Source organism: Dyadobacter luticola, from assembly GCF_005860805.1.
In the GTDB taxonomy this organism is placed as follows: domain Bacteria; phylum Bacteroidota; class Bacteroidia; order Cytophagales; family Spirosomataceae; genus Dyadobacter; species Dyadobacter luticola.
Genome location: NZ_VCEJ01000002.1, coordinates 1,502,395 through 1,527,431, shown reverse-complemented (window position 1 = coordinate 1,527,431; position 25,037 = coordinate 1,502,395). Strand labels below are relative to the sequence as shown.

The 25,037-nt window shown below is 47.7% G+C and carries 21 protein-coding genes; 7 read left to right on the top strand and 14 right to left on the bottom strand.

Annotated features, from left to right (window positions below; all coding sequences use genetic code 11):
* Positions 1-40: 40 nt before the first annotated feature.
* Positions 41-913, top strand: coding sequence for a helix-turn-helix domain-containing protein (locus FEN17_RS06470; protein ID WP_138364457.1), 873 nt, complete (start codon positions 41-43; stop codon positions 911-913).
* Here FEN17_RS06470 and FEN17_RS06465 read toward each other — a convergent pair.
* The 7 genes from FEN17_RS06465 to FEN17_RS06435 all read right to left on the bottom strand — a co-directional run bounded on the left by FEN17_RS06465 (position 910) and on the right by FEN17_RS06435 (position 8,590).
* Positions 910-1,302 carry a DUF983 domain-containing protein gene (locus FEN17_RS06465; protein WP_138364456.1) on the bottom strand — a complete coding sequence of 131 codons (393 nt, stop codon included), beginning with the start codon at positions 1,300-1,302 and terminating at the stop codon, positions 910-912. The two genes, FEN17_RS06470 and FEN17_RS06465, sit on opposite strands and share 4 nt — an antisense overlap.
* Before the next feature lie 113 nt (positions 1,303-1,415).
* The gene (locus FEN17_RS06460; RefSeq protein WP_138364455.1) at positions 1,416-1,997 is read right to left on the bottom strand and encodes a chemotaxis protein CheB; all 582 of its coding nucleotides are present in this window, start codon (positions 1,995-1,997) and stop codon (positions 1,416-1,418) included.
* On the bottom strand, positions 1,979-2,788 hold the full coding sequence (locus FEN17_RS06455) for a CheR family methyltransferase (protein ID WP_138364454.1): 810 nt from the start codon (positions 2,786-2,788) through the stop codon (positions 1,979-1,981). The genes FEN17_RS06460 and FEN17_RS06455 overlap by 19 nt, the downstream gene beginning before the upstream one ends.
* Positions 2,789-2,798: 10 nt before the next feature.
* Positions 2,799-3,161, bottom strand: a complete 363-nt coding sequence (locus FEN17_RS06450) for a response regulator (RefSeq protein WP_138364453.1) — start codon at positions 3,159-3,161, stop codon at positions 2,799-2,801.
* Positions 3,162-3,176: 15 nt separating this feature from the next.
* Complete coding sequence (locus FEN17_RS06445) at positions 3,177-6,782, bottom strand: response regulator (RefSeq protein WP_138364452.1); 3,606 nt, start codon at positions 6,780-6,782, stop codon at positions 3,177-3,179.
* Entirely contained in the window at positions 6,779-8,083 is a 1,305-nt protein-coding gene (locus FEN17_RS06440; protein WP_138364451.1) for a hybrid sensor histidine kinase/response regulator, read from the bottom strand. The genes FEN17_RS06445 and FEN17_RS06440 overlap by 4 nt, the downstream gene beginning before the upstream one ends.
* Before the next feature lie 201 nt (positions 8,084-8,284).
* Positions 8,285-8,590, bottom strand: coding sequence for a hypothetical protein (locus FEN17_RS06435; RefSeq protein ID WP_229208708.1), 306 nt, complete (start codon positions 8,588-8,590; stop codon positions 8,285-8,287).
* Between the two features lie 139 nt (positions 8,591-8,729).
* Between FEN17_RS06435 and glgX the strand changes: the two genes are divergently transcribed.
* Positions 8,730-10,910, top strand: coding sequence for a glycogen debranching protein GlgX (glgX, locus tag FEN17_RS06430; RefSeq protein WP_138365287.1), 2,181 nt, complete (start codon positions 8,730-8,732; stop codon positions 10,908-10,910).
* Positions 10,907-12,754 carry a malto-oligosyltrehalose trehalohydrolase gene (gene treZ, locus FEN17_RS06425; RefSeq protein ID WP_138364450.1) on the top strand — a complete coding sequence of 616 codons (1,848 nt, stop codon included), beginning with the start codon at positions 10,907-10,909 and terminating at the stop codon, positions 12,752-12,754. The genes glgX and treZ overlap by 4 nt, the downstream gene beginning before the upstream one ends.
* On the opposite strand, the gene FEN17_RS06420 is transcribed toward treZ, so the two are convergent.
* Positions 12,741-13,313 carry a hypothetical protein gene (locus FEN17_RS06420; RefSeq protein WP_138364449.1) on the bottom strand — a complete coding sequence of 191 codons (573 nt, stop codon included), beginning with the start codon at positions 13,311-13,313 and terminating at the stop codon, positions 12,741-12,743. The two genes, treZ and FEN17_RS06420, sit on opposite strands and share 14 nt — an antisense overlap.
* A gap of 54 nt (positions 13,314-13,367) precedes the next feature.
* A complete protein-coding gene (locus FEN17_RS06415; RefSeq protein ID WP_138364448.1) occupies positions 13,368-14,255 on the bottom strand; it encodes an AraC family transcriptional regulator in 888 nt (295 codons plus the stop codon).
* A 174-nt stretch (positions 14,256-14,429) separates the two neighbouring features.
* Here FEN17_RS06415 and FEN17_RS06410 point away from each other — a divergent pair, with 174 nt between their 5' ends.
* Entirely contained in the window at positions 14,430-15,869 is a 1,440-nt protein-coding gene (locus FEN17_RS06410) for an arabinose isomerase (RefSeq protein WP_138364447.1), read from the top strand.
* Positions 15,870-16,197: 328 nt separating this feature from the next.
* On the opposite strand, the gene FEN17_RS06400 is transcribed toward FEN17_RS06410, so the two are convergent.
* Positions 16,198-17,370 (bottom strand): THUMP domain-containing class I SAM-dependent RNA methyltransferase, encoded by a 1,173-nt coding sequence (locus tag FEN17_RS06400; RefSeq protein ID WP_138364445.1) that lies wholly within the window; start codon positions 17,368-17,370, stop codon positions 16,198-16,200.
* Between the two features lie 116 nt (positions 17,371-17,486).
* On the opposite strand from FEN17_RS06400, the gene FEN17_RS06395 reads away from it, so the two are divergent.
* Entirely contained in the window at positions 17,487-17,828 is a 342-nt protein-coding gene (locus FEN17_RS06395) for an MmcQ/YjbR family DNA-binding protein (RefSeq protein ID WP_138364444.1), read from the top strand.
* Positions 17,829-17,869: 41 nt separating this feature from the next.
* Here FEN17_RS06395 and FEN17_RS06390 read toward each other — a convergent pair whose 3' ends face one another.
* From FEN17_RS06390 to FEN17_RS06375, 4 genes are all read right to left on the bottom strand, one after another.
* Positions 17,870-19,432, bottom strand: a complete 1,563-nt coding sequence (locus FEN17_RS06390; RefSeq protein WP_138364443.1) for a M81 family metallopeptidase — start codon at positions 19,430-19,432, stop codon at positions 17,870-17,872.
* Between the two features lie 129 nt (positions 19,433-19,561).
* Complete coding sequence (locus FEN17_RS06385; RefSeq protein WP_171037849.1) at positions 19,562-20,719, bottom strand: polysaccharide lyase family 20 protein; 1,158 nt, start codon at positions 20,717-20,719, stop codon at positions 19,562-19,564.
* Positions 20,720-21,057: 338 nt separating this feature from the next.
* Positions 21,058-22,086 carry a nucleoside-diphosphate sugar epimerase/dehydratase gene (locus tag FEN17_RS06380; RefSeq protein ID WP_138364441.1) on the bottom strand — a complete coding sequence of 343 codons (1,029 nt, stop codon included), beginning with the start codon at positions 22,084-22,086 and terminating at the stop codon, positions 21,058-21,060.
* A gap of 56 nt (positions 22,087-22,142) precedes the next feature.
* A complete protein-coding gene (locus FEN17_RS06375) occupies positions 22,143-23,075 on the bottom strand; it encodes a hypothetical protein (protein WP_138364440.1) in 933 nt (310 codons plus the stop codon).
* A gap of 1,027 nt (positions 23,076-24,102) precedes the next feature.
* Here FEN17_RS06375 and FEN17_RS06370 point away from each other — a divergent pair.
* Together FEN17_RS06370 and FEN17_RS06365 are read left to right on the top strand one after the other, a co-directional pair.
* A complete protein-coding gene (locus FEN17_RS06370; RefSeq protein WP_138364439.1) occupies positions 24,103-24,546 on the top strand; it encodes a glycosyltransferase family 28 protein in 444 nt (147 codons plus the stop codon).
* On the top strand, positions 24,543-25,025 hold the full coding sequence (locus FEN17_RS06365) for a glycosyltransferase (RefSeq protein ID WP_138364438.1): 483 nt from the start codon (positions 24,543-24,545) through the stop codon (positions 25,023-25,025). Before FEN17_RS06370 ends, FEN17_RS06365 begins: the two co-directional genes overlap by 4 nt.
* The last annotated feature ends 12 nt before the right edge of the window (positions 25,026-25,037 follow it).

The following is a 25,037-nucleotide window of genomic DNA, read 5'->3' as shown; positions in this document are numbered from 1 at the left end:
CAACATCCAGGTTCGCCCCAACACCACTTAAAAAACGAAAATGCAGACGACATTTCCGCGGCTGGATATTGGCCCGCTATCAGATTTTAGGTCCGACGATATGATGGTCAGCCGGTTTGCCGACTATCTGGAAGCGCACCAGAACCTGGTTTTTCCGCACCGCCACAGCTTCTATCACATGGTGCTTTTCACTGAGGGCAGCGGTTATCATACCATTGATTTTCACCGGTTTGAAGTTGTGCCTTACCAGATTTATTTCATGGTGCCGGGCCAGGTCCACGCCTGGTATTTTGCCGGAAAGATGGATGGATATGTTGTCAATTTCTCCGACACATTCTTTCGCTCATTTCTGCACCAGCCCGATTATCTGGAAAGTTTTTCTTTCTTCGATGGTGATGCAAGTCATGCGGTTGTTGATCTTGATGTCAGTGTTGGGAAATCGGTAGTAGCCCTTTTGGAAGTATTGGTTGAGCAGGCTGCCGGCAAATCTTTTCTGCGGGAAGATATGATCCGGGCGTTGCTGCTGCAAGTGTTTCTGACCATTGAACAGAGCCGGACACGGGACATAGAAAATGAGCCTGCGGGGCGTAAAGGTCAGGTAGTAAGGGATTTTAAAAAGCTGATCGAGACCCATTTTCACGAGCAGAGGCTGCCGGGTGCTTATGCTTCCATGCTGAACCTGACGCCCAACCATTTGAATGCGATCTGCAAGGAGCGGCTCGGGATCCAGGCCGGGGAAATGATCCGGAACCGGATTATCCTGGAAGCAAAAAGGCTGCTCGTCAACCTGGACCTGACCATTTCCCAAATTTCCGATCAGCTCAATTTTAGCGATAACTCTTACTTTTCGAAATTCTTCAAGAAAGAAGCAGGTATTACGCCCGAAGAGTTCCGAAAACGCTCTGTGGCTTAATGTGCCGAGTTTTCGGGATGCTTTTCTTCCAGGGGTTTGATGAATAATGCCAGCCAGGAACGTCTCGCCAGCCTGTAAAAGAGCGGTGTAAGAATGATCAGAATCGGGATAATGCTGATCAGGAAATAGTCGATGTATTTTTCAAAAAAGTTGACAAAGATCAGGAAGTAGATCACCATGAAAGCTACATAGAAAGAGTAGCTCATATACAATGCACCCTGATAAAATCCCGGCTCGGGCACCAGGTTTTCGCCGCAATGCGGGCAATGTTTGTGCATTTTATCAAAATTCCGGAGGTTATAGGCGCTTTTTGTAATGAAAAAATCGCCGACGCCGCATCTTGGGCATTTGTTGAATAAGACGCTATATAATCTGTTGGGCGCTGCCATGTTGTCTTAATGATCTGGTACGAATTACTTTCCTGCAAATTTCCCCGAAATCTGCGTCACAACAAAAGACTGATCATTTCTTTTATGGTAGAAATCAACGATCGCCTGAATTTTCACTTCATTTGATTGATGAAATCCGCCATTTGCGGAATGTCAAGAACGTAATCAATCACCCCATGAGTTATAGCGTAATTCGGCATAAAAGGCATTTGCGCAGTTTCGGGATTTTGCGCCAGCGTACGTCCGCCGGCCTTCTTAATGCATTTCATACCATGCGTTCCGTCTTCGTTGGCGCCTGACAAAATCAATGCCACGGCCGATTCCCCATAAATTTCGCAGGCGGATTCAAACGTAACGTCAATGCTGGGTCGGCTGAAATTGATCTTTTCCGAATAGTCCAGCGAGAATGTGCGGTCTTTTTCAATGAGTAAATGATAGTCGGCGGGAGCCAGGTAAATGTTGCCCGGCTTGACGGGTTCCTTGTCCTCGACCTCCGAAGTGTGGTTCACGGTTTTGGAAGAAAGCAATTCTGTGAGGGAAGAATCGCCGGTGCTGCGGCGGTGCAGTACCAGCACAATTGCGAAAGGAAGGTCTGCATTCAGCCTCGGAAGCAGCTTGAAAAGTACTTCCAAACTGCCGGCCGAGCCACCGATCAGGAGCAGTTGGCAAGGTGGTACTACACGATTTTCTTCCATATTTTTTCCCGGTTAATCTGCTTGAACTTGTTCTGGATCGCCGAAAATTTCAATGTCTCTTTCGTCCCGAGCGCGAGGTAACCCAGCGATCCCAGGCTTGCGTCGAAAAGATTGAGTACCCTGTCCTGCAAATTTTTATCAAAATAGATCAGCACATTGCGGCAAAGGATCAGGTCAAATTCGTTGAAAGAGCTGTCCGACACCAGGTTATGCGTTGAAATGATGATTTTTTCCGAAAGGTCGCGGTCCAATTTGGCTTGTCCGTAATTGGCCGTATAGTAAGTCGAAAAGTCTTTTTTGCCACCCGAAGCAATGTAGTTTTCCGAGTATTGCTTCATTTGGTTCAAAGGAAAAATCCCTTTCCGTACTTTTTCCAAAACACTCGGATTCAGATCGGTAGCATATAAAAGTGATTTTTTGAGCAGCCCGGCTTCCTTTAATAAGATCGCCATCGAATACACTTCCTCACCTGTGGAGCAGCCCGCATGCCAGATCCGGATAAACGGTTTGGTACCCAGGATCGGCAGAATATCGTCACGCAATGATTTATAAAAAGAAGGGTCCCGGAACATTTCGGTCACATTCACCGTGATCTCCTCCACAAATCTTTTCAAATAATCGGGATCATTCTTCACGCGGTAACGCAGCTCCGCGAAACTGGGAAACTTGTCCAGGGAACATAACCGCACAATACGCCTTTTGAGCGACGCCCGGGAATAACTCGTAAAGTCGTAACCGTACAGATCAAATAAGTCGTTCAGTAACAGGTCAATGTCTTCGTCCTCAATCATTTCCCACATATTAAATATCCTGCAAGAGCTTTAACAATTTTTCGACATCGATGGGTTTTGATATGTAATCATCAGCGCCCGCCTGCAGACATTTCTCTTTATCGCCTACCATGGCCTGCGCCGTCACCGCGATCACCGGAATATTTTCCCGGCTATCCATGCGCTTAATCAGCGGAATCGCCTCATAACCATCCATTTCCGGCATCATCATATCGAGCAGCACGGCGTCAACTTCTTGTTCGGAGCGGAGAATGTCGAGCGCTTCCGTCGCAGCCATACACGAAATGCATTCAAAACCTTTCGCCTTCAAAGTAGCCTTCAAGGCAAAAATATTCCGGGCATCATCATCAACAATCAGCACTTTCTTTTTCATGGGAGGGATTAGGATTTAAAATCGTTCGTAAAGCCAAACTCGCAAAAGCGATAAAAGCTGGTCGATATCGACTGGTTTGGTGATGTAATCCGAAGCGCCGGCGTTAATGCATTTTTCGCGGTCGCCGGTCATGGCTTTGGCAGTCACGGCGATCACAGGCAGGTTTCGCCATTTTATATTTTCACGTATGCGGCGGGCGGTTTCGTAACCATCCAGCTGCGGCATCATCATATCCAGCAGCACCACGTCGATCTCCGGGTTTTCTTCCAGTTTAGTTAAAGCTTCTTTTCCGTCCAGCGCCGTGATCACATTCATTTTATAGTTTTCCAATGATTTGGAAAGCGAGAAAATGTTGCGCACATCATCGTCGGCGATCAGTACCGTTTTGTTGCTCAGGATCTCGCCCAGCGCACCCAATTTCTTCTGGTCCGACCGCTTCGCATCTTTCTTGTTTTCTTCCACCACATGCAGGAAAAGCGAAACTTCGTCGAGCATACGCTGGTAGGAGTGTGCGGTTTTCACAATAATAGAATCCGCATACTGCTTGATCCGCAGCTCCTCCGACATCGAAAGACTTTTTCCTGTGAAAATAATGATCGGCACATTTTCAAAACCCGGGTTCTTTTTGGCTTCCTCCAACGTTTCGTAGGCCTTTTTGTCGGGGATACCCATATCCAGGATCACGCAGTCCACCTGATTCCGTTTTAATGCGTCGATACCCTCGTTAATGTCGCTTTTCAGCTCGGAATTAATATCAAAAGTGCCCAGATAATAAGCCAATGCCTTAGCGTGCATGGAGTTATCTTCCAGAATCAGCACCTTTTTCGATTCTTTATTAATCACGTGCTCGATCTTCCTGAACACCTCCTGGATTTTGTCACCGGAGACAGGCTTATCGATAAAATCGATCGCGCCTTTCATGAGACTTTCGTTTTTTAACCGGTGCGATGACATAATGTGAACCGGAATGTGCCGTGTTTCCGCATTCGCCTTCAATTGGTCCATCACTTCCCAGCCGCTTACGATCGGCAGCTGAATGTCCAGCAGGATACCCATCGGCTTGAATGTCTGGGCTAGCTGCAAACCCTCATCGCCCCGCACCGAAACAATGCCTTTGTAGCCTTGCTTGCGAGTGTAGTCCAATAACGATTTGGCAAAAAAAGTATCATCCTCAATGATCAGGATCGCTTTATCGTGCTCCGTGATTTCGTTGCGGTCGTCGGGGATATTTTCAGGGATGACCGTGCTGATATACTGTGGATCTTTGATGGAAATTTTCCGCAGGCGCGACTCGTCTGCCACCGTCGGTTTTAAAACAAAATTGGCGTTTTCAGGATCATTAAGTGCATGTTCCGGTGATATCGGGATAATGATCGTAAACTCGCTTCCCTCATTCACCACGCTCGTCAGCGAAATTTCCCCACCCAATAATTTCACCAGCTCACGGCTGATCGAGAGCCCGAGCCCCGTGCCGCCGTATTTTCTTTTGGTAGAACCGTCGGCTTGCTGGAATGCTTCGAAAATTTGCGCCTGCTTGTCGGCTGCTACACCGATACCGGTATCTTTTACCAAAAAGCAGATCATGTTATTGCTGTCGTCGCGCAGCTTCACATCCATTCTCACCGAGCCTTTTGAAGTAAACTTCAATGCATTCGAAAGCAGGTTTTTGATGATCTGTTCCAAACGCATTTTGTCCGTCACGATCAATGTCGGTACGCCCGGAGCTACCTGAATATCGAAATCGAGCGCTTTTTCCCGTGCTACCGGCGCAAAAAGCGCCTTCATATCCTCGGCAATTTCCTTCACCGAAACACTTACGTAGTCCAGCTCCATCTTACCGGCTTCGATTTTGGAAAGGTCGAGGATCTCATCGATCAGTCCCAGCAAACCATTACCAGACGACTGGATCACCGTCGCATATTCAATCTGCTCAGCATTCAGATTTTTATCATCATTTTCTGCCAAAAGCCTGCTGAGCAGCAGAATAGAGTTCAGCGGCGTCCGCAGCTCGTGCGACATATTGGCTAAGAATTCCGATTTGTAGCGCGTCGTCAGTTCCAGTTCTTCCGCTTTTTTCTGGATTTCCAGGTTTTTCTCTTCTAGCAGCCCGCTGCGTTCTTCCAGCTCTTCATTGGTTTGCTGCAACTCTTCCTGCTGCACTCGCAATTCCTCTTCCGAAGCCTGCAATTTCTGCGACTGCGCTTCCAGCTCAGCGTTCAGGTTTTCTAGCTCGTTGTGCTGGGTTTGCAGCTCTTCGGCCTGCGCCTGCGTTTCTTCCAGGAAGTTTTGCAGTTTCAGGTAGTCCATCGCCGAGTTGATCCCCGTCGCCATCGCTTCGAGGTTGTCTTCCAGGAATTTCACTTCCGTTTCGCCAGGCGCCTGCAGATAGGCCAGCTCAATCACCCCGATACATTCATAGGCGTAAGTCAGAGGCAGGATTGCCAGCGCACCCGGAGTACTGTTACCGAGGCTCGATTTCACTTTCAAATAATTTTCAGGCACATTCCGCACGATCATCGGTTTCATGGTCGCAATCACCTGGCCCGTCAAACCTTCGCCCGCCAGGATTACCTCCGGCGCATTTTGCACGGCATAAGAGGCCGTCAGCCTGAAATTCCAGTCATTATCCAGAATATAAATCGTCGCCAGCTGCGCACCGGTATAATCCGTCAGTGCATTCAATAAATTGGAGGCCAGCTTTTTTACGATCCGCTCGCCCCGGATCGCGTCGCTGATTTTTACCGTACCGGTTTGCAGCCAGTTACGGGTAGTCAAATCCGAAATCGTACTCGCCAGCGACTCGGTCATAGCATTTAGCGCCACCGAAATCCGGCCCAGCTCGTCTTCCTTATCGTCCTGGCTTCGTACGGTAAAATCCCCCGCCGATACCTGCCTGGTTACTTCTTCAATGTGCCCGATCCGCCGGTTTGTTTCATCATACAGCGCCGCGTCGCGGTTTTGCTGCGCAATGCGCTTGTCCATGTCGTTTTTGATCCGGATATAAGCAAATACCGTAATCAGGATGGAAATCAGTGCAGCGATCACCAGCAGCACCGGCGTATAAGTAATGTAGATCTGCTGCTGTTCTAGCCGGGTACTCAGGATTGCGGCTTCCTCCTCCTTGATCCGCTTGGTCGCCATCCGCAAATCGTCCATCAGCTTTTTTCCCCGCAGCATTTCTTTCAGGCGGCTCTCGGTATCATTCACAAAATTTTGCGACCGCTTCGCCTGATCGATAATGTTTTGCATCTGTCCGAACTTGGCTTCGTACAAAGCCTTCACTTCCCGCAGGTTTTTTTGCTGGGTCGGGTTGTCAGCGGTAAGGTCGCTGAGCTTGTTATAACTATCGGTAGTGGCCTGGTAAGCACCATTATAAGGTTCCAGAAATGCTTCGTCGGAGGTTACCAGGAAGCCGCGCTGGCCTGTTTCCGCATCTTTCATGTGCGAAATAATGCTTTCGGCTTCAATGAGGACTTCATTGGTATGATTTACCAACTCCGAGTTGTTAATGAGTTTCTGCGTACTGTAATAGGACGCCAGGAGGCTGAAAATGAGCAGGAGAATAGAAAACGAGAAGACAATCTGTAACTGCTGAATGATGGTGTTAGAAGGTCTATTCATAAATTTTCCGTGTACTGATTTTCTGACTGAGTTTCTTTTTGCGGTTTATCTTGTTCCAAAGGCAAAACCAGCACAAACTTAGCGCCCTGGTTTTCCATGCTATGGGCCGAGATTAAGCCGTTGTGTTTGTCCATAATTTTCTTGGCGATGGCCAGGCCGATGCCGGTACCCTCATAATTTCCGGGATTGTTGAGCCGCTGGAAAATGATGAAGATCCTGTCCAGGAATTTTTCGTTGAAGCCAATTCCGTTATCCTCAATGCTGATCCGGCAAAACCGGCCGGTAGGGGATTCCGGGCTTGTGGTATCTTTCGTTTCACAGAGCGCGCAGGTAATGTTGATCACCGGCTGCACGTCTGGTTTCGAGAATTTCAAAGCATTGCTGATCAGGTTTTGAAATACCTGCCGGATCTGGCTCGGTATCGTATCTACGACCGGCAATTTGGCAAGATGGATCACCGCATTCTTTTCGCTGATCTGCTCGTCAAAATCCAGCAGCAGCTCATTTACCAGCGCATACAAGTCGGTAGGTTGGAAGTAAGCTTTCACCGACAGCCGCGAATAATCCAGCAAATCGCTGATCAGCCGCGACATGCGTGCCGAGGAATTGATAGACCGGTTGAGGTAAGAAGTTGCCTCCGGATTTTCGCTTAAATATTTGTCTTTAATTAACTGGCTGAATGTCTGAATTTTGCGCAGCGGCTCTTTCAAATCGTGGGATACAACCCAGGCAAATTGCTGCAATTCATGGTTGGTGGTTTCCAGTTCCGAGTTTTTGTCCGTCAGCTCACTTGTCCTGATCTGCACTTTTTGTTCGAGCATTTCATGGGCCATCCGCAGCTCTTCCATCCTGGCGGCAAGTTCCTCCTGCGCACGTTTGCGGGAATCTATTTCCCGGCGCAATGATTCCTGAATCACTTTCAACTCCTGCTGCTGCTCGTAGAGTTTGTAAAATGTTTTGACTTTCAGCAGCAAAATATCCGGATCGACGGGCTTCGTGAGGTAGTCTATACCGCCCGAAGAATAGCCTTTCGTAATAAAACGTTTCTCGGTATTCACCGCCGAGAGAAAAATGATGGGGGTATCTTTTGCTTTATTAAAACCGGCGATTGCCTCAGCCACTTCGAAACCATCCATGCCGGGCATTTGCACGTCCATGATGATTACGGAATAAGTCGTTTTCAGGATCTTTTTTAATGCTTCTTCACCGGATTCAGCGCTATCTGTTTCAAAATCATGCAGTTCCAGAATTTTTTTAAGAGGGAGAATGTTTTCCGGCCTGTCGTCGACAATCAGAATCATAATTTCGGTTAAGTATTTGTAAAGAACAGGAGAGTTTCCTGGGTTTCGGGACGAAATTACTTCAAGTTTTTAATAAACCGGGGAGTATATACGACACCAATTACTGCATGTAGCGTGCTACTGCAAAATCGTAGTGTGTGTACGAGTTGAGAATTCATAAAAATCGTGCCTCAGGCCGTCCCAAAGCACATTTTCTTCTTGCTAATGTAAATTCCCGTCCATTTCGTCGCGAACAATATCTTTCAGCTCCGTAACCCATTTTTGTATCGTAATCATCGGATGTACAAACGGTTGTCCGAAATCTTCTGCGATGGATGTATTACCATTCTTATTTACCAGCTCGATGATCGCATTCACCAGCGGTTCCTGCGATGGATCATATTCGGTATCCTCGTTGGTCCGCTCCGTTTCTTCTAAAAATGTGTAAATGTCTGTTAGTTTTTGCTGGTCCATCGTGCCGGTTTTTACTTTTTCAAAATCCCAGTTGTGGAAAATATTCCCTGCCATTCGCTGGCTCACTGGCATAATTTTATAGCAAATAGCGTTCTCAGGCCGCAATTTTTCAGTTTAAACAAAAAGACAGGACGTGCAGCAAGCCCGGTCCGGGCTGGTGGGAAGTGGCCAATCGTTTACAAATCAAAGCATTATGGGAAAAATTGCCAATAAGAAAGTTAAGGATCAGTCGAAACTTGATAATGTAATTGTTTATCCGGGAGAACCGTACCCACTGGGTGCTACCTGGGACGAAGAAGGGGTGAATTTTGCCCTATATTCAGAAAGTGCCACAGGTGTTGATCTGTGTTTGTTTGATAGTCCGGATAGTCTGGCTGAAAATGTCAAAATTGAAATCAGGGAAGTTTCTCACCACGTTTGGCATGTATATGTGCCAGGATTAAAACCGGGTCAGCTATATGGATACCGGGTTCACGGGCCGTTTGAGCCAACCGTCGGTCTTCGTTTTAATCCGAACAAACTGCTCATCGATCCTTACGCAAAATCGATTTCAGGTACCATTCAGTGGCATGATTCGCTTTTTGGATATAATATCGGAGATCCGGCGGAAGACCTCAGTTTTAGTGAAACGGATAGCAGCAGCTACATTCCAAAATCCGTCGTAATCGATCACCGGTTTGACTGGGAGGATGTGAAAGCACCCGAGATTCCTTATCACGATACCATTATATACGAAACACACGTCAAGGGTTTTACCAATCTCAATACCGAAATTCCCGAGGAGATCAGGGGTACTTATGCAGGTATGGCGCACCCGGCGAGCATTTCTTATCTGAAAAAATTAGGTGTCAATGCAGTGGAGCTGATGCCGGTGCACCATTTCGTGGCCGACCGGCACTTGAAAGAACGTGGATTGACGAATTACTGGGGTTATAATTCCATCGGATTTTTTGCGCCGGACGCCAGGTATTCCAGCGCCGGGACGCACGGCGAGCAGGTCGCGGAATTCAAAAATATGGTTAAGGAAATGCACAGGGCCGGGATTGAAGTGATCCTGGACGTGGTGTACAACCATACCGGCGAGGGTAACCAAATGGGCCCCACGCTTTCTTTCCGCGGGATCGACAATATGGCGTACTATCGTTTGATGGACGGCCGCTATTATATGGATTACACCGGCACCGGCAATACACTGAACGCGCGGCTTCCAAGCGTACTACGGCTCATCATGGACAGCCTCAGGTACTGGATCACCGAAATGCACGTAGATGGTTTCCGCTTTGACCTCGCGTCCACATTGGCCAGGGAATTACATGCGGTAGACCGTCTCAGCGCCTTTTTTGATATCATTCACCAGGATCCCGTCATTTCGCAGGTAAAACTGATCGCCGAACCCTGGGATATCGGCCACGACGGATACCAGGTAGGGAAATTCCCGATCGGGTGGGCGGAGTGGAATGGTCGCTACCGCGACTGTATGCGCGATTATTGGCGTGGTGCGGATAGTATGCTCGCCGAGTTTGCCGAGCGCTTCACAGGAAGTTCGGACTTATACAAAGGTGAAGACCGACGCCCGACTGCCAGCATTAACTTCATCACGGCACACGACGGTTTCACGCTGAACGACCTGGTTTCGTATAATGAGAAGCGTAACTTCGAAAACGGCGAAGATAACAATGATGGGGACGACCATAACCGCTCCTGGAACTGTGGTGTGGAAGGCCCGACCGACGACCCCGAGATCATCGCCCTGCGCGATAAACAAAAACGCAACTTCCTGACAACGTTATTTTTATCGCAAGGTGTGCCCATGCTGGTGGCGGGTGACGAGTGGGGGCGGACGCAAGGCGGAAACAACAATGCCTACTGCCAGGATAATGAAATTTCATGGCTGAACTGGGATAAGGTTGACCAAAAACTATTGGGCTTTACGCAGCAGCTTATTGCGTTTGTGAAAAAGCACCCGACATTCAGAAGGAAACATTGGTTCCGGGGCGTACCCATCAAAGGCAAAGGATTGGAAGATATCGCCTGGTTCCTGCCGGAAGGCACCGAAATGCCCGAAGAAAACTGGAATCACGATTATGCCAAATCGCTCGGGGTGTTTTTGAATGGTAAGGGGATACGTCATGTCAACCCAAAAGGTGCGCCGATTTACGACGACAGTTTTTATATGATTTTTAATGCACATTATGAACCTGTAACCTATACGCTTCCGCCGGAAAAATATGGCAGCCTTTGGCGCAAGGTGATCGATACCGCCGACTGCTGCGTGAGCGACGACGGCCAGACGATCGCGGCGGGGACGGAGGTAAATGTGGACAGCCGGTCTATCGTAGTTTTTAAACACGCTTTGGAGGAACAGAAAATATGAATGCGACTGAGATTTGGCACGGGCAGCCGGGCGTGAGCTTTAATGAATTTGGCGAGGCAAAAATACTGGTGTGGGCACCGGAAGCGGAGCAAGTAACGGTTGCAATTACGGACAAAAACAAGAAATTACTTTTAAAAAAGGAACAGTTTGGCTACTGGTCGCTGATGACCGCGGAGCTGAAACCGGGTGATCTTTACCAGTTTATGGTGAATGACGACGAGCCTTTGCCCGACCCGGCTTCCTTGTCGCAGCCGCAGGGTGTGCACGGACCGTCGGGGGCGCATGATGTGAAGAATATGCAGTGGACGGATAAGGATTGGCAAAATCCTGCCCTGAAAGATTACATCATGTACGAGCTGCACGTCGGCACATTTACGCCGGAAGGAACTTTTGAAGCGGTAGAAAGCAAGCTGGACTACCTGGTTGAGCTGGGCGTGAATGCGATCGAGATTATGCCGGTGTCCCAGTTTGCCGGGCCACGTAACTGGGGTTATGATGGCGTTTTTCCTTATTGTGTGCAGGATTCTTATGGCGGGCCGGAAGGTTTGCAGCATTTGGTCGATGCCTGTCATGCCAAGGGTATCGCGGTGGTCCTGGACGTGGTGTACAACCACATTGGGCCGGAAGGAAACATTCTTTCGAAGTACGGACCGTATTTTACCGATAAATACAACACGCCCTGGGGCGACGCGCTGAACTTTGACGATGCTTGGAGTGACGGCGTGCGGCAATATTTTATTGAAAACGCGCTGATGTGGTTCCGCAATTTCCACATTGACGGGCTGCGGCTCGATGCGGTTCATGCTATCAAGGATTTTGGGCCGAGGCAGCTTTTGCAGGAAATCCGCGAGCGGGTGGATGAACTCTCTCAGCAAACCGGCCGGCAACATTACCTGATCGTGGAAATGGACCTGAATGATACACGGTTTATTAACCCGATTTCCGCAGGCGGCTACGGCATGGATGCGCAGTGGATCGACGAGTTTCACCATGCTTTGCGGGTATCGTCGGGTCAGCAAAAAAGCGGTTATTATTCTGATTTTGACCCGATTGTTTCGCTGGCGAAATCCTATCAGGACGCGTACGTTTTTGACGGTCAGTGGTCGGAGCACCGCAAGCGGCGTTTTGGTGTAAAAGCCGAGGGAAGTCCCGGCGGACAGTTTGTGGTTTTTTCCCAAAATCATGACCATATCGGAAACCGGATGCTCGGCGAGCGTACCAGCCAGCTGGTGAGTTTTGAAATGCAGAAACTTTTGGCGGGTGCAGTAATGATCAGTCCTTATCTGCCGATGCTATTTATGGGAGAAGAATGGAGCGAACCGAATCCGTTTCAGTATTTCGTCAGCCACACGGATCCTGAGCTGGCAGAAGCCGTCAGAAAAGGCCGTAAAAAGGAATTTTCTGCATTTCACCTGGAAGGCGAAGCGCCCGATCCGATGTCGGAGGATACATTCAACGCGTCGAAATTACAGTGGGATTTGCTGAGCGAAGAGCCGCATAAGACGATGTTTGAGTTTTATAAAAAATTGATTCATCTGAGAAAAACGCAGTCGGCTCTAAACAATACCGATCGCGATGGCCTGACAGTGGAGGCTTTTCCTGATAAGGAAATGATCTTAATCCACCGCATTTCGGCGGAGCAGGAAGTTGTGGGTGTTTTGAATTTTTCTAAATCTTCACAGGAAGTTTCGCTGCCAGGAGATCAGAAAAGCTGGAAGAAGCTGATCACTTCTTCTGACGAAAGCTGGAAAGGGGAACGAACATTGGATGAGGAGATTAACACTGGCGTCTTGAATGTTCCGGCGGAATCGTGCAGTATTTATGCCAATGTTATAAATTCCTGATTTTGATCCTGACAAGCTGCGGCGCAGTTTCATCGCCGCCAAAATAAGGAAGCAGCTTATACGCAATGCCGACGCCGCCTGAACAGTGGCGCGGCATTGTTGTTTCTACCCCGCGGTAGGTGAAAATATACGAATTATCTTTCGCTTCGATCTTGAAACCCGTCGGCTCATTCAACTCGGCAGTGCCCAATTCTTTTTCCATGCGCTGCCCGTTCACATAAATGTAAGCGTAGATCCGCAGCGCACCTTCGCGCCAGTTCCAGCCAAAACGCGCACTATTATTCTGGTGCGTTGAGCTGCAATCAGAGAATCCGTAGAGTTTATTGATATCATTCTGGTTTTCCACAACGGCATTTTGGTACACACAGGTACTGTCAAAAAGCGCCTGAAAATGCAGGGTGGTTGAGGTAAATGGGGTGTTAATGTTGTTGTCCGGATCGTGGTTGCCCTTCTGGATGGTGTAGGTGATAAAATCGTCGCTGAAACTCGGCGAGTTGCCCAGCCACTCGCAGGAAGTAGCAAAAAGTGCGACTAAAATCAGAGGAATGTAGTGCTTCATGGTAGCCTATCAACGAATGTTCCGGACGAAAATTGAATGCTTTTGAACCGATTTCTAGCCTTCCCGGTACGCAGAGGGTGTTACGGTCATCTTTTTCCTGAAAATCCTTGAAAAATAAAATTCCGATTCGAACCCGGCTTTGTAGGCAATTTCTGAAATGGAAAAAGAGGTTTCACGTAACATTTCGCAAGCTTTTTCAATCTTCAAATTCAAATGATACTGACCCGGCGACGTACCCGTCACTTCTTTGAAAGATTTCCTGAACCACCCGTAGCTCACGCCGTTTTGCGTCGCCAGTTTTTCCATATCGATCACGCCTGTGCAGTTTTCGTGGATTTGGTACCGCATCCGGTGCACCAGTTTTTCTTTATACGATTGCGCCTGATCGGTCATCAGCGCCGAGGCGTAGATGAGTCCCAAAAGCTGAATCACCAGGCAGGAAGATATCTGCTGGTAGGCGACGCCTTCGAATTTCAATGTTTGGACCAGCCTTAAAAACACATTCAAAAGCTCCGAATTAAAACCGATCTTAATCAGCGGGCTTTCCGGTTTGAAACATTCCTGCCGCATCAGGTACTCGGAATAATGTCCGCCGAACCCCACCCAGAATTCCTCCCAGCCGGTATCTAGCGTGGGCTTGTACCGATGCCAGACATTCGGGAAAAGCAGAAAAGCGGTACCCGCCTCCACCAGCGTCGGCGGAATGGTTTCTGTTTCAAAAATGCCGCTGCCGCTCGAAATGTACACCAGTTGAAATTCCTGGATCACCCGCCCTTTTTCCCAGTCGAAATGGTAGCTAGCGGGGTGATTGGCGTCGGGATAGGGCTTTTGCGCAGGGTGAATGTTATGCCCGACATTCAGGATCGTGACACCCCAGTTCGGTTCGGCATCGGCCAGTTTGGCGAGCTGCTCGGAGTCAAAGTATTTTCGGTAGAGTTCCATATCAATATGTGCAAATAATGAGGCAGATTATTCATTGTCGCAAATCTTATTCGTATCCTATTTTTGCAAACTTATTTCCAATATTCGCTTTCCGGACTGTAAAATTCAATAAAAAAAATTAGAATGCGCAAATTTTCTGATTTTGATCTTTTAGATTGATTTGTATTTTTTGATATGTTGACAAAAGGAAAATATCATTTGAGAGCCGGGCTTTTCGGGATTGGGCTGAAAGCATATTGGGAACAATTTGATGGACTGGAAGACCGGCTCCGCGGCTACGTGAATGTGGTGGAGGAAAAACTGACGGGTTTCGGTGCAGAAATCGTTAACCTCGGGCTGATCGACACGCCGGAAAATGCGATGGAGGCGGGGCATACCTTTCGGCGGGAGGATGTGGACCTGATTTTTTTGTATGTGACCACTTATGCGCTTTCGTCCACGGTGCTGCCTGTGGTGAGGCGCGCCAAAGTGCCGGTGATCGTCCTGAACCTGGTGCCCGAGCCGGCGATCGACTACAAATGGTTTAACAGCCTGAATGACCGAACCAAGATGACGGGGGAGTGGCTGGCTTACTGCTCGGCCTGCCCGGTGCCCGAGATCGCCAATGTTTTCAACCGCTCGCAAATCCCTTTTTATCAGATCACGGGCATGCTGCACAATGATCCCCAAGCCTGGGACGAGGTAGCCGAGTGGATTACAGCCGCTAATGTAGCCAACATTATGGCGCATAACCGGCTGGGTATCATGGGAAATTATTATGGCGGCATGCTTGATATTTATACCGATCTGACACGTCAGTCCGCCACATTCGGCGGACATATTGAGGTGATCGAAGTGGATGAACTTTCAGCCCTACGGCAGGAAGTTTCTGAAACGGAGATCGACGCAATGTGCGCCCGTTTCGATACGAATTTTGACATCCAGCCTGATTGCTCCGAACCGGAGATCAAACGTGCCGCGCGTACTGCGGTGGCGCTGGACAAACTCGTGGAAAAACATCAGCTGGGTTCCATGGCTTACTACCACAAAGGCACGGGAAACCCGATGAATGAGGATGCGATGAGCTCGGTCATTCTTGGAAATTCCCTGCTGACTTCACGCGGAATTCCGGTGGCGGGAGAGTATGAAATCAAAAATGCGCAGGCCATGAAAATCATGGACAGCTTCGGCGCGGGCGGCTCATTTACAGAATATTATGCGATGGATTTCAATGACGACATCGTGCTGATGGGCCACGACGGACCGGGGCATATTGCAATCGCCGAAGGTAAAACCAAAGTGCGGCCGCTGTATGTATATCATGGAAAAGTGGGCAATGGTCTTTCGGTGGAAATGTGTGTGAAACATGGGCCGGTAACCTTGCTTTCGGTGGTGGAAACCTGGGATGGAAAAGTGAATTTGCTGGTTGCCGAGGGCGAGTCGGTAGAAGGGCCGATCCTGGAAATCGGGAATACGAATAGCCGCTACCGGTTTTCGTGCGGTGCGCGGAAGTTTGTGGAAGGCTGGAATAGTCATGGCCCGGCGCACCATTGTGCCGTCGGTGTGGGACATATTTCTTCCAAGATCAAAAAGCTGGGTCAGTTACTGGGTATCGAAACGATCGTCGTCTGCTAAAAAAAAGCCGGACCCGAAAATCGGGGCCGGCTAACTCAATCTAATCACAATAAACACAAAGAATCTTTATTGATGTTGCCGTTGGTTTTTGCCGAGGCTATGATGATCCTTCTCATTGTTCGTGAGATGATTACCTTTTACCATCTCTTCTTCTCTGTGCCTACTGTCCAAATTGTCCTTGTTTTCGGCCTTTGCCCGGGAGCTTTGCATCTGATGCATGGTACCCGAATTCTGTGCTTGTCTCATGACAAATTGTTGTTTGATTATGCTCAGAATGGTTTAAATATTATGCCAGTTTCTGGCACGCAATAGTGAAAACCAGCCTTTTTTAGGACACACTTTCCCGGCGCGTACCCTCATAAAGCTCGTATTCCAGCAAGCGACAGTCGATTTTACCCGAATAAAACTCAATTCTGCGCCTTGCTTTCAACCCAATTTTCTTGGCCAGCTCCATGTTACCGGTAAACACATATCCGGAATATCCTCCACACTTTTGTTTCATAAAATCACCAATTCGTCCATAAGTTTCTTCGAGTTCTTTTACTTCTCCAAGACGCTCGCCGTATTCCGGGTTCACAAAAAACACCCCTTTATGTTCCTGCGGCACTTCGGTTTCGGCAAAATCACAAACATTAAACTCGATCATATCGGCCACGCCAGCCGCAATCGCATTCTTTTTCGCATTCGCGACAGCCTCCTGGCTGTGGTCGGTGGCGATGATGCGGAGGTTGGGTACCTCAATGATCTGCTCATCGAGCTTATCGGTTTCGGCGTAATAAAATTCTTCGTCGTAGCCCTGTAAATGCATGAATGAAAAATTGTTGCGGAACAAACCGGGACGACTTTTGCTGGCAATCAATGCTGCTTCGATGGCTAATGTTCCCGAGCCGCACATCGGATTGATGAATGTTGATTGCCTGTCCCAGTTGCTTGAAAGGATCGTGGCTGCGGCCAAACCTTCCAGCATCGGCGCTTTTCCGGGAATCTTGCGGTAACCATGGCGCGCCAGTGAATCGCCGGAGGTATCTATGAAAATTTCGGCATTTTCATCTTTCCAATATAAATGTATCACGGTAGCCGACAAGTCGGGCCCCGAGGATGGACGCTCGCCTTTTTTCTCCCTGATCCGATCGACGATTGCGTCTTTCACCTTCACATTCACATACATATTGTTGTTGACGGTGGGAGTCTGAACGCCGCTGGTGACGGAGAAGTAACCGTTATCGGGAATGATGTCCTCCCAGGAAATGCCCAGTAAGTGTTTGTAAACATCGTCGGGGTTCTTCGCTTTGAAACTACCCAGGCTATATAATACCTGGCTGGCGCAGAATAAGTTAAGATTAAGTCGGATGCAGTCATTCATCGTGCCCCTGACCCGGACGCCTGTGATAAATTTGTCTAGAATGGTAAAACCAAGTTCTGTCACTTCCTTTTCGAGGCTTGGTGCGAGGCGGTTGTGGCAGGTAATGGTGATCGGGGCAACTGTTTTGAAAAACTGCATTTTTAAAAATCATTTTAGCCCGCAAACTTAAAGATTAATCCCGAGCCTGACTTTTATTTGGGTAAATTTGAACATTCCCACAGCCACTTACCGACAAACTCCAACCACCACCTCACATGGTTTCAATCGAAGAATTCAGGAACATTGCGCTTTCTTTTCAGGAAACCACCGAAGCGCCGCATTTCGACAAAGCTGCTTTTCGCGTTGGAAAGAAGATCTTCGCCACCCTGGATGAAAAAGCTGCCCGGGCTTCGCTGAAATTAAGTCCGATCGACCAGGAGGTTTTTGGTTTGCACGATAAATCGGTCATTTATCCGGTACCCAATAAATGGGGCAAGCAGGGCTGGACTTTGGTGGAATTAAATCAGGTGCGGGAAGATATGCTTCGCGACGCGCTGACAAGTGCGTACCGGGAAGTCGCGCCAAAGAAGCTTGGGGATTTATATAAAGTAGAATAAAATAGCCTGACGGACTTTCGCCGCCAGGCTCACTTAACCTTTTATTTGCTATCAGAAGATGGTACCAGCTGCGCCTTCAAATCCGGATCTTTCATATCCTTGTCCAGAGGGAACATCGGCCTTTTGATATGTTTATAATCAAGACGTTCCAGGTTCTGGTCCACGCCGCCGGGCGTTAAAGACAAAATCCAGTCGGCACGCATGTTGTACAGTTCCGGTTCAAGATATCCGATTTTTACGACTACAATGTCGCTTTTGCGCGGTTCGAGGCCGAGCCTGGTGAAATCTGCTTCTTTATGGTAAGGTTTCCGTTTTTTGGTTACGATCACCGACACGCTGCCTACTTTTACCACCACTTCGGTTTCAGCATTGATGTCGCCATGATGGATCGCGGTCACGGTTCCAACCAGCCGGATGGGAGGGGCAAAGCGGGAATCCACTTTTGCGCCAGCCACGGCATCAATTTTTCCACCAACTCCTGCCGCTACGGCTTTTTCTACCAGCTCTGGGCCGGGGATGGAGGCGTAAATGAGCGATTTACCATTTTCTTTCTGAAATTCAGGCCGTTTCAAGATCTCGGTGATTGTCCAGGTTACATCGCCTGCGCCGCCGGCTGTCGGGTTGTCGCCCGAATCACTGATAAAAAATGGATGTTTGTCGCTCGCGACGGCTTTGTCGAGGGCTTCTTTCAGATTGGCGGTTGGGGCTACAAATGCGAAACCTTTACGCGCATTCCAAAAGCTGGCGGCCAATTTTTCGGCAGTACTGGTGACGGCCTGTTTGTCATCGCCAGTAACCATTACCACCGCATGGTTACGTGGCTCGTCGGCCCACGCGTAGCCTACCCACATGGCTGCATCGATAATGCCTTTTTGCATAGAAGCCGGCGCGACGGCAGCGTAAATGGTTTTTGCTGGTTCAATGCGGGTACTGGTTTTTTCTCCTGGCAAAAGAACTGGTATGGGTATCCAGGCCTTGTAGGCTGGTTTTCCTTTACCGCTTTCCAGTCTTGAAACCAGGTTTGCAACCGCCCTTCTTTTGGTTTGCATGGCATCCTCGTGCGGCGCCATGCGGTAGCAGGTGATCAGGTCTGTATTTTGGGCGAGCCGCCAGGACACATTGCCGTGCAAATCCATGGAAGTAGAGATCAACGTTTTTTTGCCGACTACTTCCCTAATCCTGACAATAAAATCTCCCTCCGGATCTTCCAGCCCCACCACGCTCATCGCGCCGTGAATGTCGAACCAAAGTCCGTCGTACGGGCCGTTCTTTTTCAGTAACTCCAAGGTTTGTTTTACCAAAGACTCATAAGCCTCCCGCGTCACAGCGCCGCCTGGCAGCGATTTTCCGACCAGTGCCGGTAGCCACGTTGCTTTGGCACGCATGCCCGAATCGGCATTCATAAAAGGGTAGGCGGTATAAACCTGCTTGCCTTGCCTGGCGTGAAATGCCTCTTCGCTGGTGGTAGCAGGCGAGAATGTACTCGACTCGATGCCCAGACCGGCAATCGCAATACGAGGCAAAGCTTTTGGCTGAGGTTCGCTAAAAGTTGGTCGAAACGCAGCGACACAAAGCGAAACAGCCAGTAAAAAAGTAGTTTTCATATATAAAATTTTAAGAAACCTCCATTTGGCTTCTATTTCGTTTAAACATACTAGATCGATACAAAAAAAGAAACCCCCGATTGGAGGTTTCTTGCGTAAAGGAATGAAAATCGAGATGGTTGAACGAGGTCAGAAGTTAACGTTTTTAATGCTGCTGTATGCGTAGGTCCGGTCGTTGTCTATGATTTTGAGACGGTAATAATTGTTCCCTTTTTTTGGTGCGGAGTCGGCGAAGTTATAGTTGACGAGCGACCGGCTTTGTCCGACTGCGCTTTTTGAACCGATTGTTTTCCAGTCGCGGGCGTTCAGGCTGCGCTCGATCTCGAACCTGGCAGTATTGGCTTCTTCGGTGGTGGCCCAGGTAAGGTGCGCCGCGCCGCCGCTTTTGGCTACTTTGAATGATGCCAGTTTAACCGGTAATGCATTGATCGGGTCGGGCGAGACATTGGTCAGCGAAGAAAACTGCGTTCCGATGGTTACCTCGTCCACATACATCACGCGGGAAGACGACGTCGATTTGTTGGCCAGACTTGCCCAGTCCCACTTGTATAAACCAATCTTAAAGTAGGGGTATAAGTCATCATTATAAGAGTTGGGCTGGTTGAACCTGCTCAGTACCAATTGTTTGTTTCTCCAAATCTCGATCACACCCGTATTGTCGTAAGCCCATTTTACGTGAAATACCCAGTCGAGCCAGTTTTCTTTCTCCACAGGCCCAAGGTCGATGCGGTTGAATGTATAGTTGCCCTGCTTGGTGATTTTGTTGGCGTCGGTGCGCACTTCCAGTACGAAGTGGTCATTCAGGATGCCGAGCAGCATCGGTGGACTTCTCCACTCTTCGCCTAGCGCCAGGTCGGGTTTTGCCTGCCACTGTGTAATGCAGTCTTCGCTGGATTCCTGTGTGAATGACGACGGGAAGTAAGTAGAGAAAGCGTACCAGCCGTCCTGATTGGTATTAATGGGTTTCTGTCCCAGCTCTGACCGGGAAACATTCCCGTCCTGTCTGCGGATCTCAAATTTCAGTGCGCCAAGGCCCGATCTTCTAACCTGCTTTGTCAGCTGAATGGCCCAGTCGCAGCACATGCTTTTCTCATACCAGTTGCCCATGTCATTTTCAAAGTCGTAATAGGCAACAAGCGAAGTATCCTTGGAGGGGATAGATCTGGCGATCGTCTGATCGGGTTCAGCCTGAGCTTCTGCGGGGTTTCGCGCTACATCCAGATCAGGGTTTTTACAGTTTAAAAGACAAATTGAAACGAACGAGAGTAAAAGGAGTCTGGTAAACATGGACTTTGACATATTGACAACTATGTAGAATTTATTTTATTGGGCTAAGATAATTACTACGAAATAAATATCACTATACGCAATAAAATAATTCTGTTAAATGTTATGCCAAAATGCAACTGTTATAGAAGATCTGATAGAAGTAGTACGTGATTCGGACAATATTACTACAAATTCATTCGTATTAACGGCCGATATGTAGGGAATTTTGCCAAAAATGAGGTGTGGGAAAAAAGCTTTGTAGAATTTTCTGGATAAATTTTGGCACAAAAAAAGCCGGACATTGTCCGGCTTTAAAGGGAAACTAATTTTACAGCTTAGAATAACGTTGACAAATATTATTTAGCCCTTCCGACCAGTACCAAATGGATCGTCAGGTAGATAAGATACAGGTTTTTGGTCCAGCTATAAGGGTGGGTACGTAACCGCAACATTTGAAATGATTTGGCCCATTTGACTGCCCGCATCTGCCGGCTGAAAACCGGCCTGCGCGACGTTAATTTAACCAGAAGGAATAATGGCAGCCCGACGATCACCACAAATAAAGCGAAAGGGATTTCAAACATTTTCTGCATCGCCCGCTCATTGGTTGCGGCAGAGGGTTTGCTGCTGACGTGATATGCAGGATAACTTGCCGCGGGATCGAAGTTGACCTTGTTCATCTGAAAACCGTAAAAGTTAGGGATGAGACGGATCTGCGTCTTTTTTCTTTCCGCCAGTTTCAGCACCGCCGACATTTGTTCATTCGACAGGCCTGATGGGTTGCAATAAAGGAAGTCAAGCTTTTCCTGCTCCATGAAACTTTCCAGGCGCGGCAGGTAGTTATCCGGCTCGTTCATCTGGAACACGCCGCAAAAATGATAGCCCATTTCGTGCTGCTTACCGCGGAAATCCGAAAACCAGCTGGCCGGCTCCCCATTTCCCACGATCGCATATTTATTAACCCTCCGTGCCGATGTCCGGAAATGACGGATTAATAACGTAATCAATATGTGCAGGGCCACCGAACTGGCGGCAAAGATCTCAAACGAAAGGAACACCAGGTTTTCGCGAAGGCCAGTCTGGGTGTCGGAGAAATACAGGTACGACTCCATGACGATCAGGTGGACATCATACGTGATCAGTATTTTGCCGAGCTGATTGAAACTGTTGTAGCTGCCTGACGTAAACTGGTAAAGACCGAACAGTGAAAAACAACCGATCCACACCAGATTGGTCAGCAGCAGGAGATTGAGGTACTGATGATCCTGGAATGCCCCGAGACTTTCGAACAAAACAGAACCGGCGATGAGGTAGGATACATTAAGCAGGAAAACATCGACCCACAAGTGAAACCTTGACAGGTTTCCCAGGAAATGATTTTTCATGATAATAAAGGATGGTTAGCATTGAGTAAATAGGTTAATATGTGGTCAGCACCGTTTTACAGGATACTGTTGATCAGACTCCGGACCCGGTGCAGGATGCGCGATCCAACCGGGAGGTTTTTAATAAATATACTTTTGGCGCGAAACCTTTCGTACGCGTCGTCGATGGTCAGTTTTACGTCCGTTTTCATGTTTCTCCAGACTTTCGTTTCGTAAAACTGGTACTCCTGCTGCTCACCGGCTTCCTGGTTGGGCCGAAGCCCGATGTTGCTGATGAGATTCACATTCGGTACAGCGGCCAGTCCGTAGTTCTGAAACAACGTATACTGCCACTGGTAATCCCAGGACTCCTTTTTCTCTTCCTGGTACACTTTGTTGAACCGCTCGTTCCAGTAATCGGCGATGGAGGCGTCGCCGAAGATCTTCTGGATTTTGCGCTGGTGGAGCATCTCCGGAAAGCGTTCCATCCAGAAATCGTATTTGTTCCAGGCGCGTTTCCAGGTTGCCCAACCCCAGATATGTCCTATACGACTAAAAAAATGGTCGGCCTGCTCGGTCTTAAATTTCTTGTCCCAGTGCGTGCCCGACACGTGCATGATGCGATCATTAGACTGATACTTTTCCAGCATGAACTTGCAAAACGTAAAAAACGTGGGATGTGGAAGGCAGTCGTCTTCGAGGATGATCAGCTGCTCGGTGGTTTCGAAAGCCCAGGTGATCGCGGACGAAATGCCCACAGCCTTACCCATGTTCACTTCCGAAAACCAGCGTTCTACTTCACAGTCCCAGTTGATCTGCGAGTCGTCCATCATGACTCTGCAAGTCTCAACGAGTTCTGCTTCATCGGGTTTTTCAGCGCGCGGCGCATCGGAAAAGATGTAAAGTTTAGCGGGTTTTATTTTTCTGATTTGCTCAAATACATGACAAGTCGTTTCAGGCCGGTTGAATGTGATCAGAAGTACCGGGATGTCAAAGGCTTTTGTATTCATTCTAATTTTCACTAACAGCTGGTGGGTAATAAGTTCAGAACAACTTTGGCATCACAAGGAAATTTTGATTTGCAAAGAGGTCTGCTAAACGTAAAGAGATCGGCCTGTTTATATTTCGGAATCAAAGATATAATATGAATAAAATCCAATAATTCATTTTGGGGTTAAGTATATTAAGATTGGGGTAAAGGTGAATATAACAGCGGGTTTCAAATTAATTTATATTACCTAAATCCAGCCGCTGTTTTTCATCGTATAAATAAGAATGTAATTGCGCCAATTAGGTTACATATATTAAATTCAAATAGAAATACTTTTTCAGTTTAATTCTATTCTTTGCGTCATTAAGTAATGCTGTGTTCGCAATTGAAATACATTTTATCATTGACAAAAGTATCTTTCATATTTTATAGAAATATTTCTATTGAGGATGTCAAGGTTTAGTGTTCGGCTTGCGAAGTATATTTATAAACGGTTGATTTTCAGTGCGTAAAGAAAAGTTCCATGAAGATCTGTGACAATTCTAATAATGTTGTGTGGATAAGAATTAGTGGCATAGGGTAGGGTTTAACACGCAATTTCCGAGATATTTTGTCAAGTGTATGTACTATTTTGATAATAATGTAGAAGTACTTTTTTATCTCTTTTAAAAGTGTAAAATTGAAAAAATTTGCCCCCCAAAACATGAATGTTACACCCTGAAAAATCACCTGATCACCACAAAAAAGCAACTCGCGTAGATATAATAGCGTATTATTGCCATACGATTACCGCAGTACATCCCGAAATAAATTATACTCGACTCTATAACATTAACCCGCTTCCAGAATGAAATCAAAACAACAGCGTACAATCGAAATGTCCAATTCCGGAGTTTTGATATAATGTAAAGATCGCGGCCGAATCAGCCCGATTATTTAAAGCCAACATTGTACACAACTTGCCGAGAATTACCGATTGTATTACCAACCGACATTTTGTTGTCGATCTACAAATGGTCTGTTAAATGACTTACTTACCATCGTCTATGAAAATTTTAGCTATTGCCTCAGCAGGGGGCCATTGGGTGCAGTTGCTACGGTTGAAACCTGCTTTCGAAGGACATGAACTAATATTTGTTTCTACAAAAACCAGTTTTAAAGAAACCGTAAAAGGCCATAAGTTTTATAGTATTCCCGATGCCAGCCGGTGGAACAAACTGAAATTAATATACTCCCTGATTTGTGTATTTAAAATCGTCTTTCGCTCCAAACCCAACATCATTATCACAACCGGCGCAGCGCCAGGGCTGATGGGCATTATTGCAGGAAAAGTGATCGGGGCAAAAACAATATGGATTGACAGTATCGCAAACGTCGAAAACCTTTCGATGAGCGGTCAGATCGCCACTTCTATCGCAGACAAGAGCTACACACAGTGGCCGGATTTATCAAACTCAAAAGTAACTTTTAACGGAAACGTATTATCATGATATTCGTAACAGTTGGTACGCAGGGGCCATTCGACAGGCTCATTTCGGCAATGGATGAGATAGCAGGCACCATGCCCGAAGTACGCTTTGTAGCACAGGTTTCAAAAGGCCGCTACAAAGTCAAAAATATGACCTGCTTCGAATTTATTAGTCCGGCAGAATTCGATGAATATTTCTCTTCCGCAAAACTGATTGTCAGCCACGCAGGCATGGGAACCATCATTTCAGCCTTTGAACGCAGCAAGCCGATCGTGATTTTCCCGAAATTCCATAGTTTGGGAGAGCACCGGAACGATCACCAGCTGGCTACCGCCAGAAAACTGGGCAGCCTCAACTACATCCACGTTGCCTATACCCCCGCAGAATTGCGCGACAAGATCCACTCCGTTCTCGACGGCGGATTGAGCCCGCTTCACAAAGTTGGAAAATATGCTTCTTCGGAGCTGATCAACTCCCTGCAGAGCTTTATTTCAGTGTAGTTTGAACTTAAC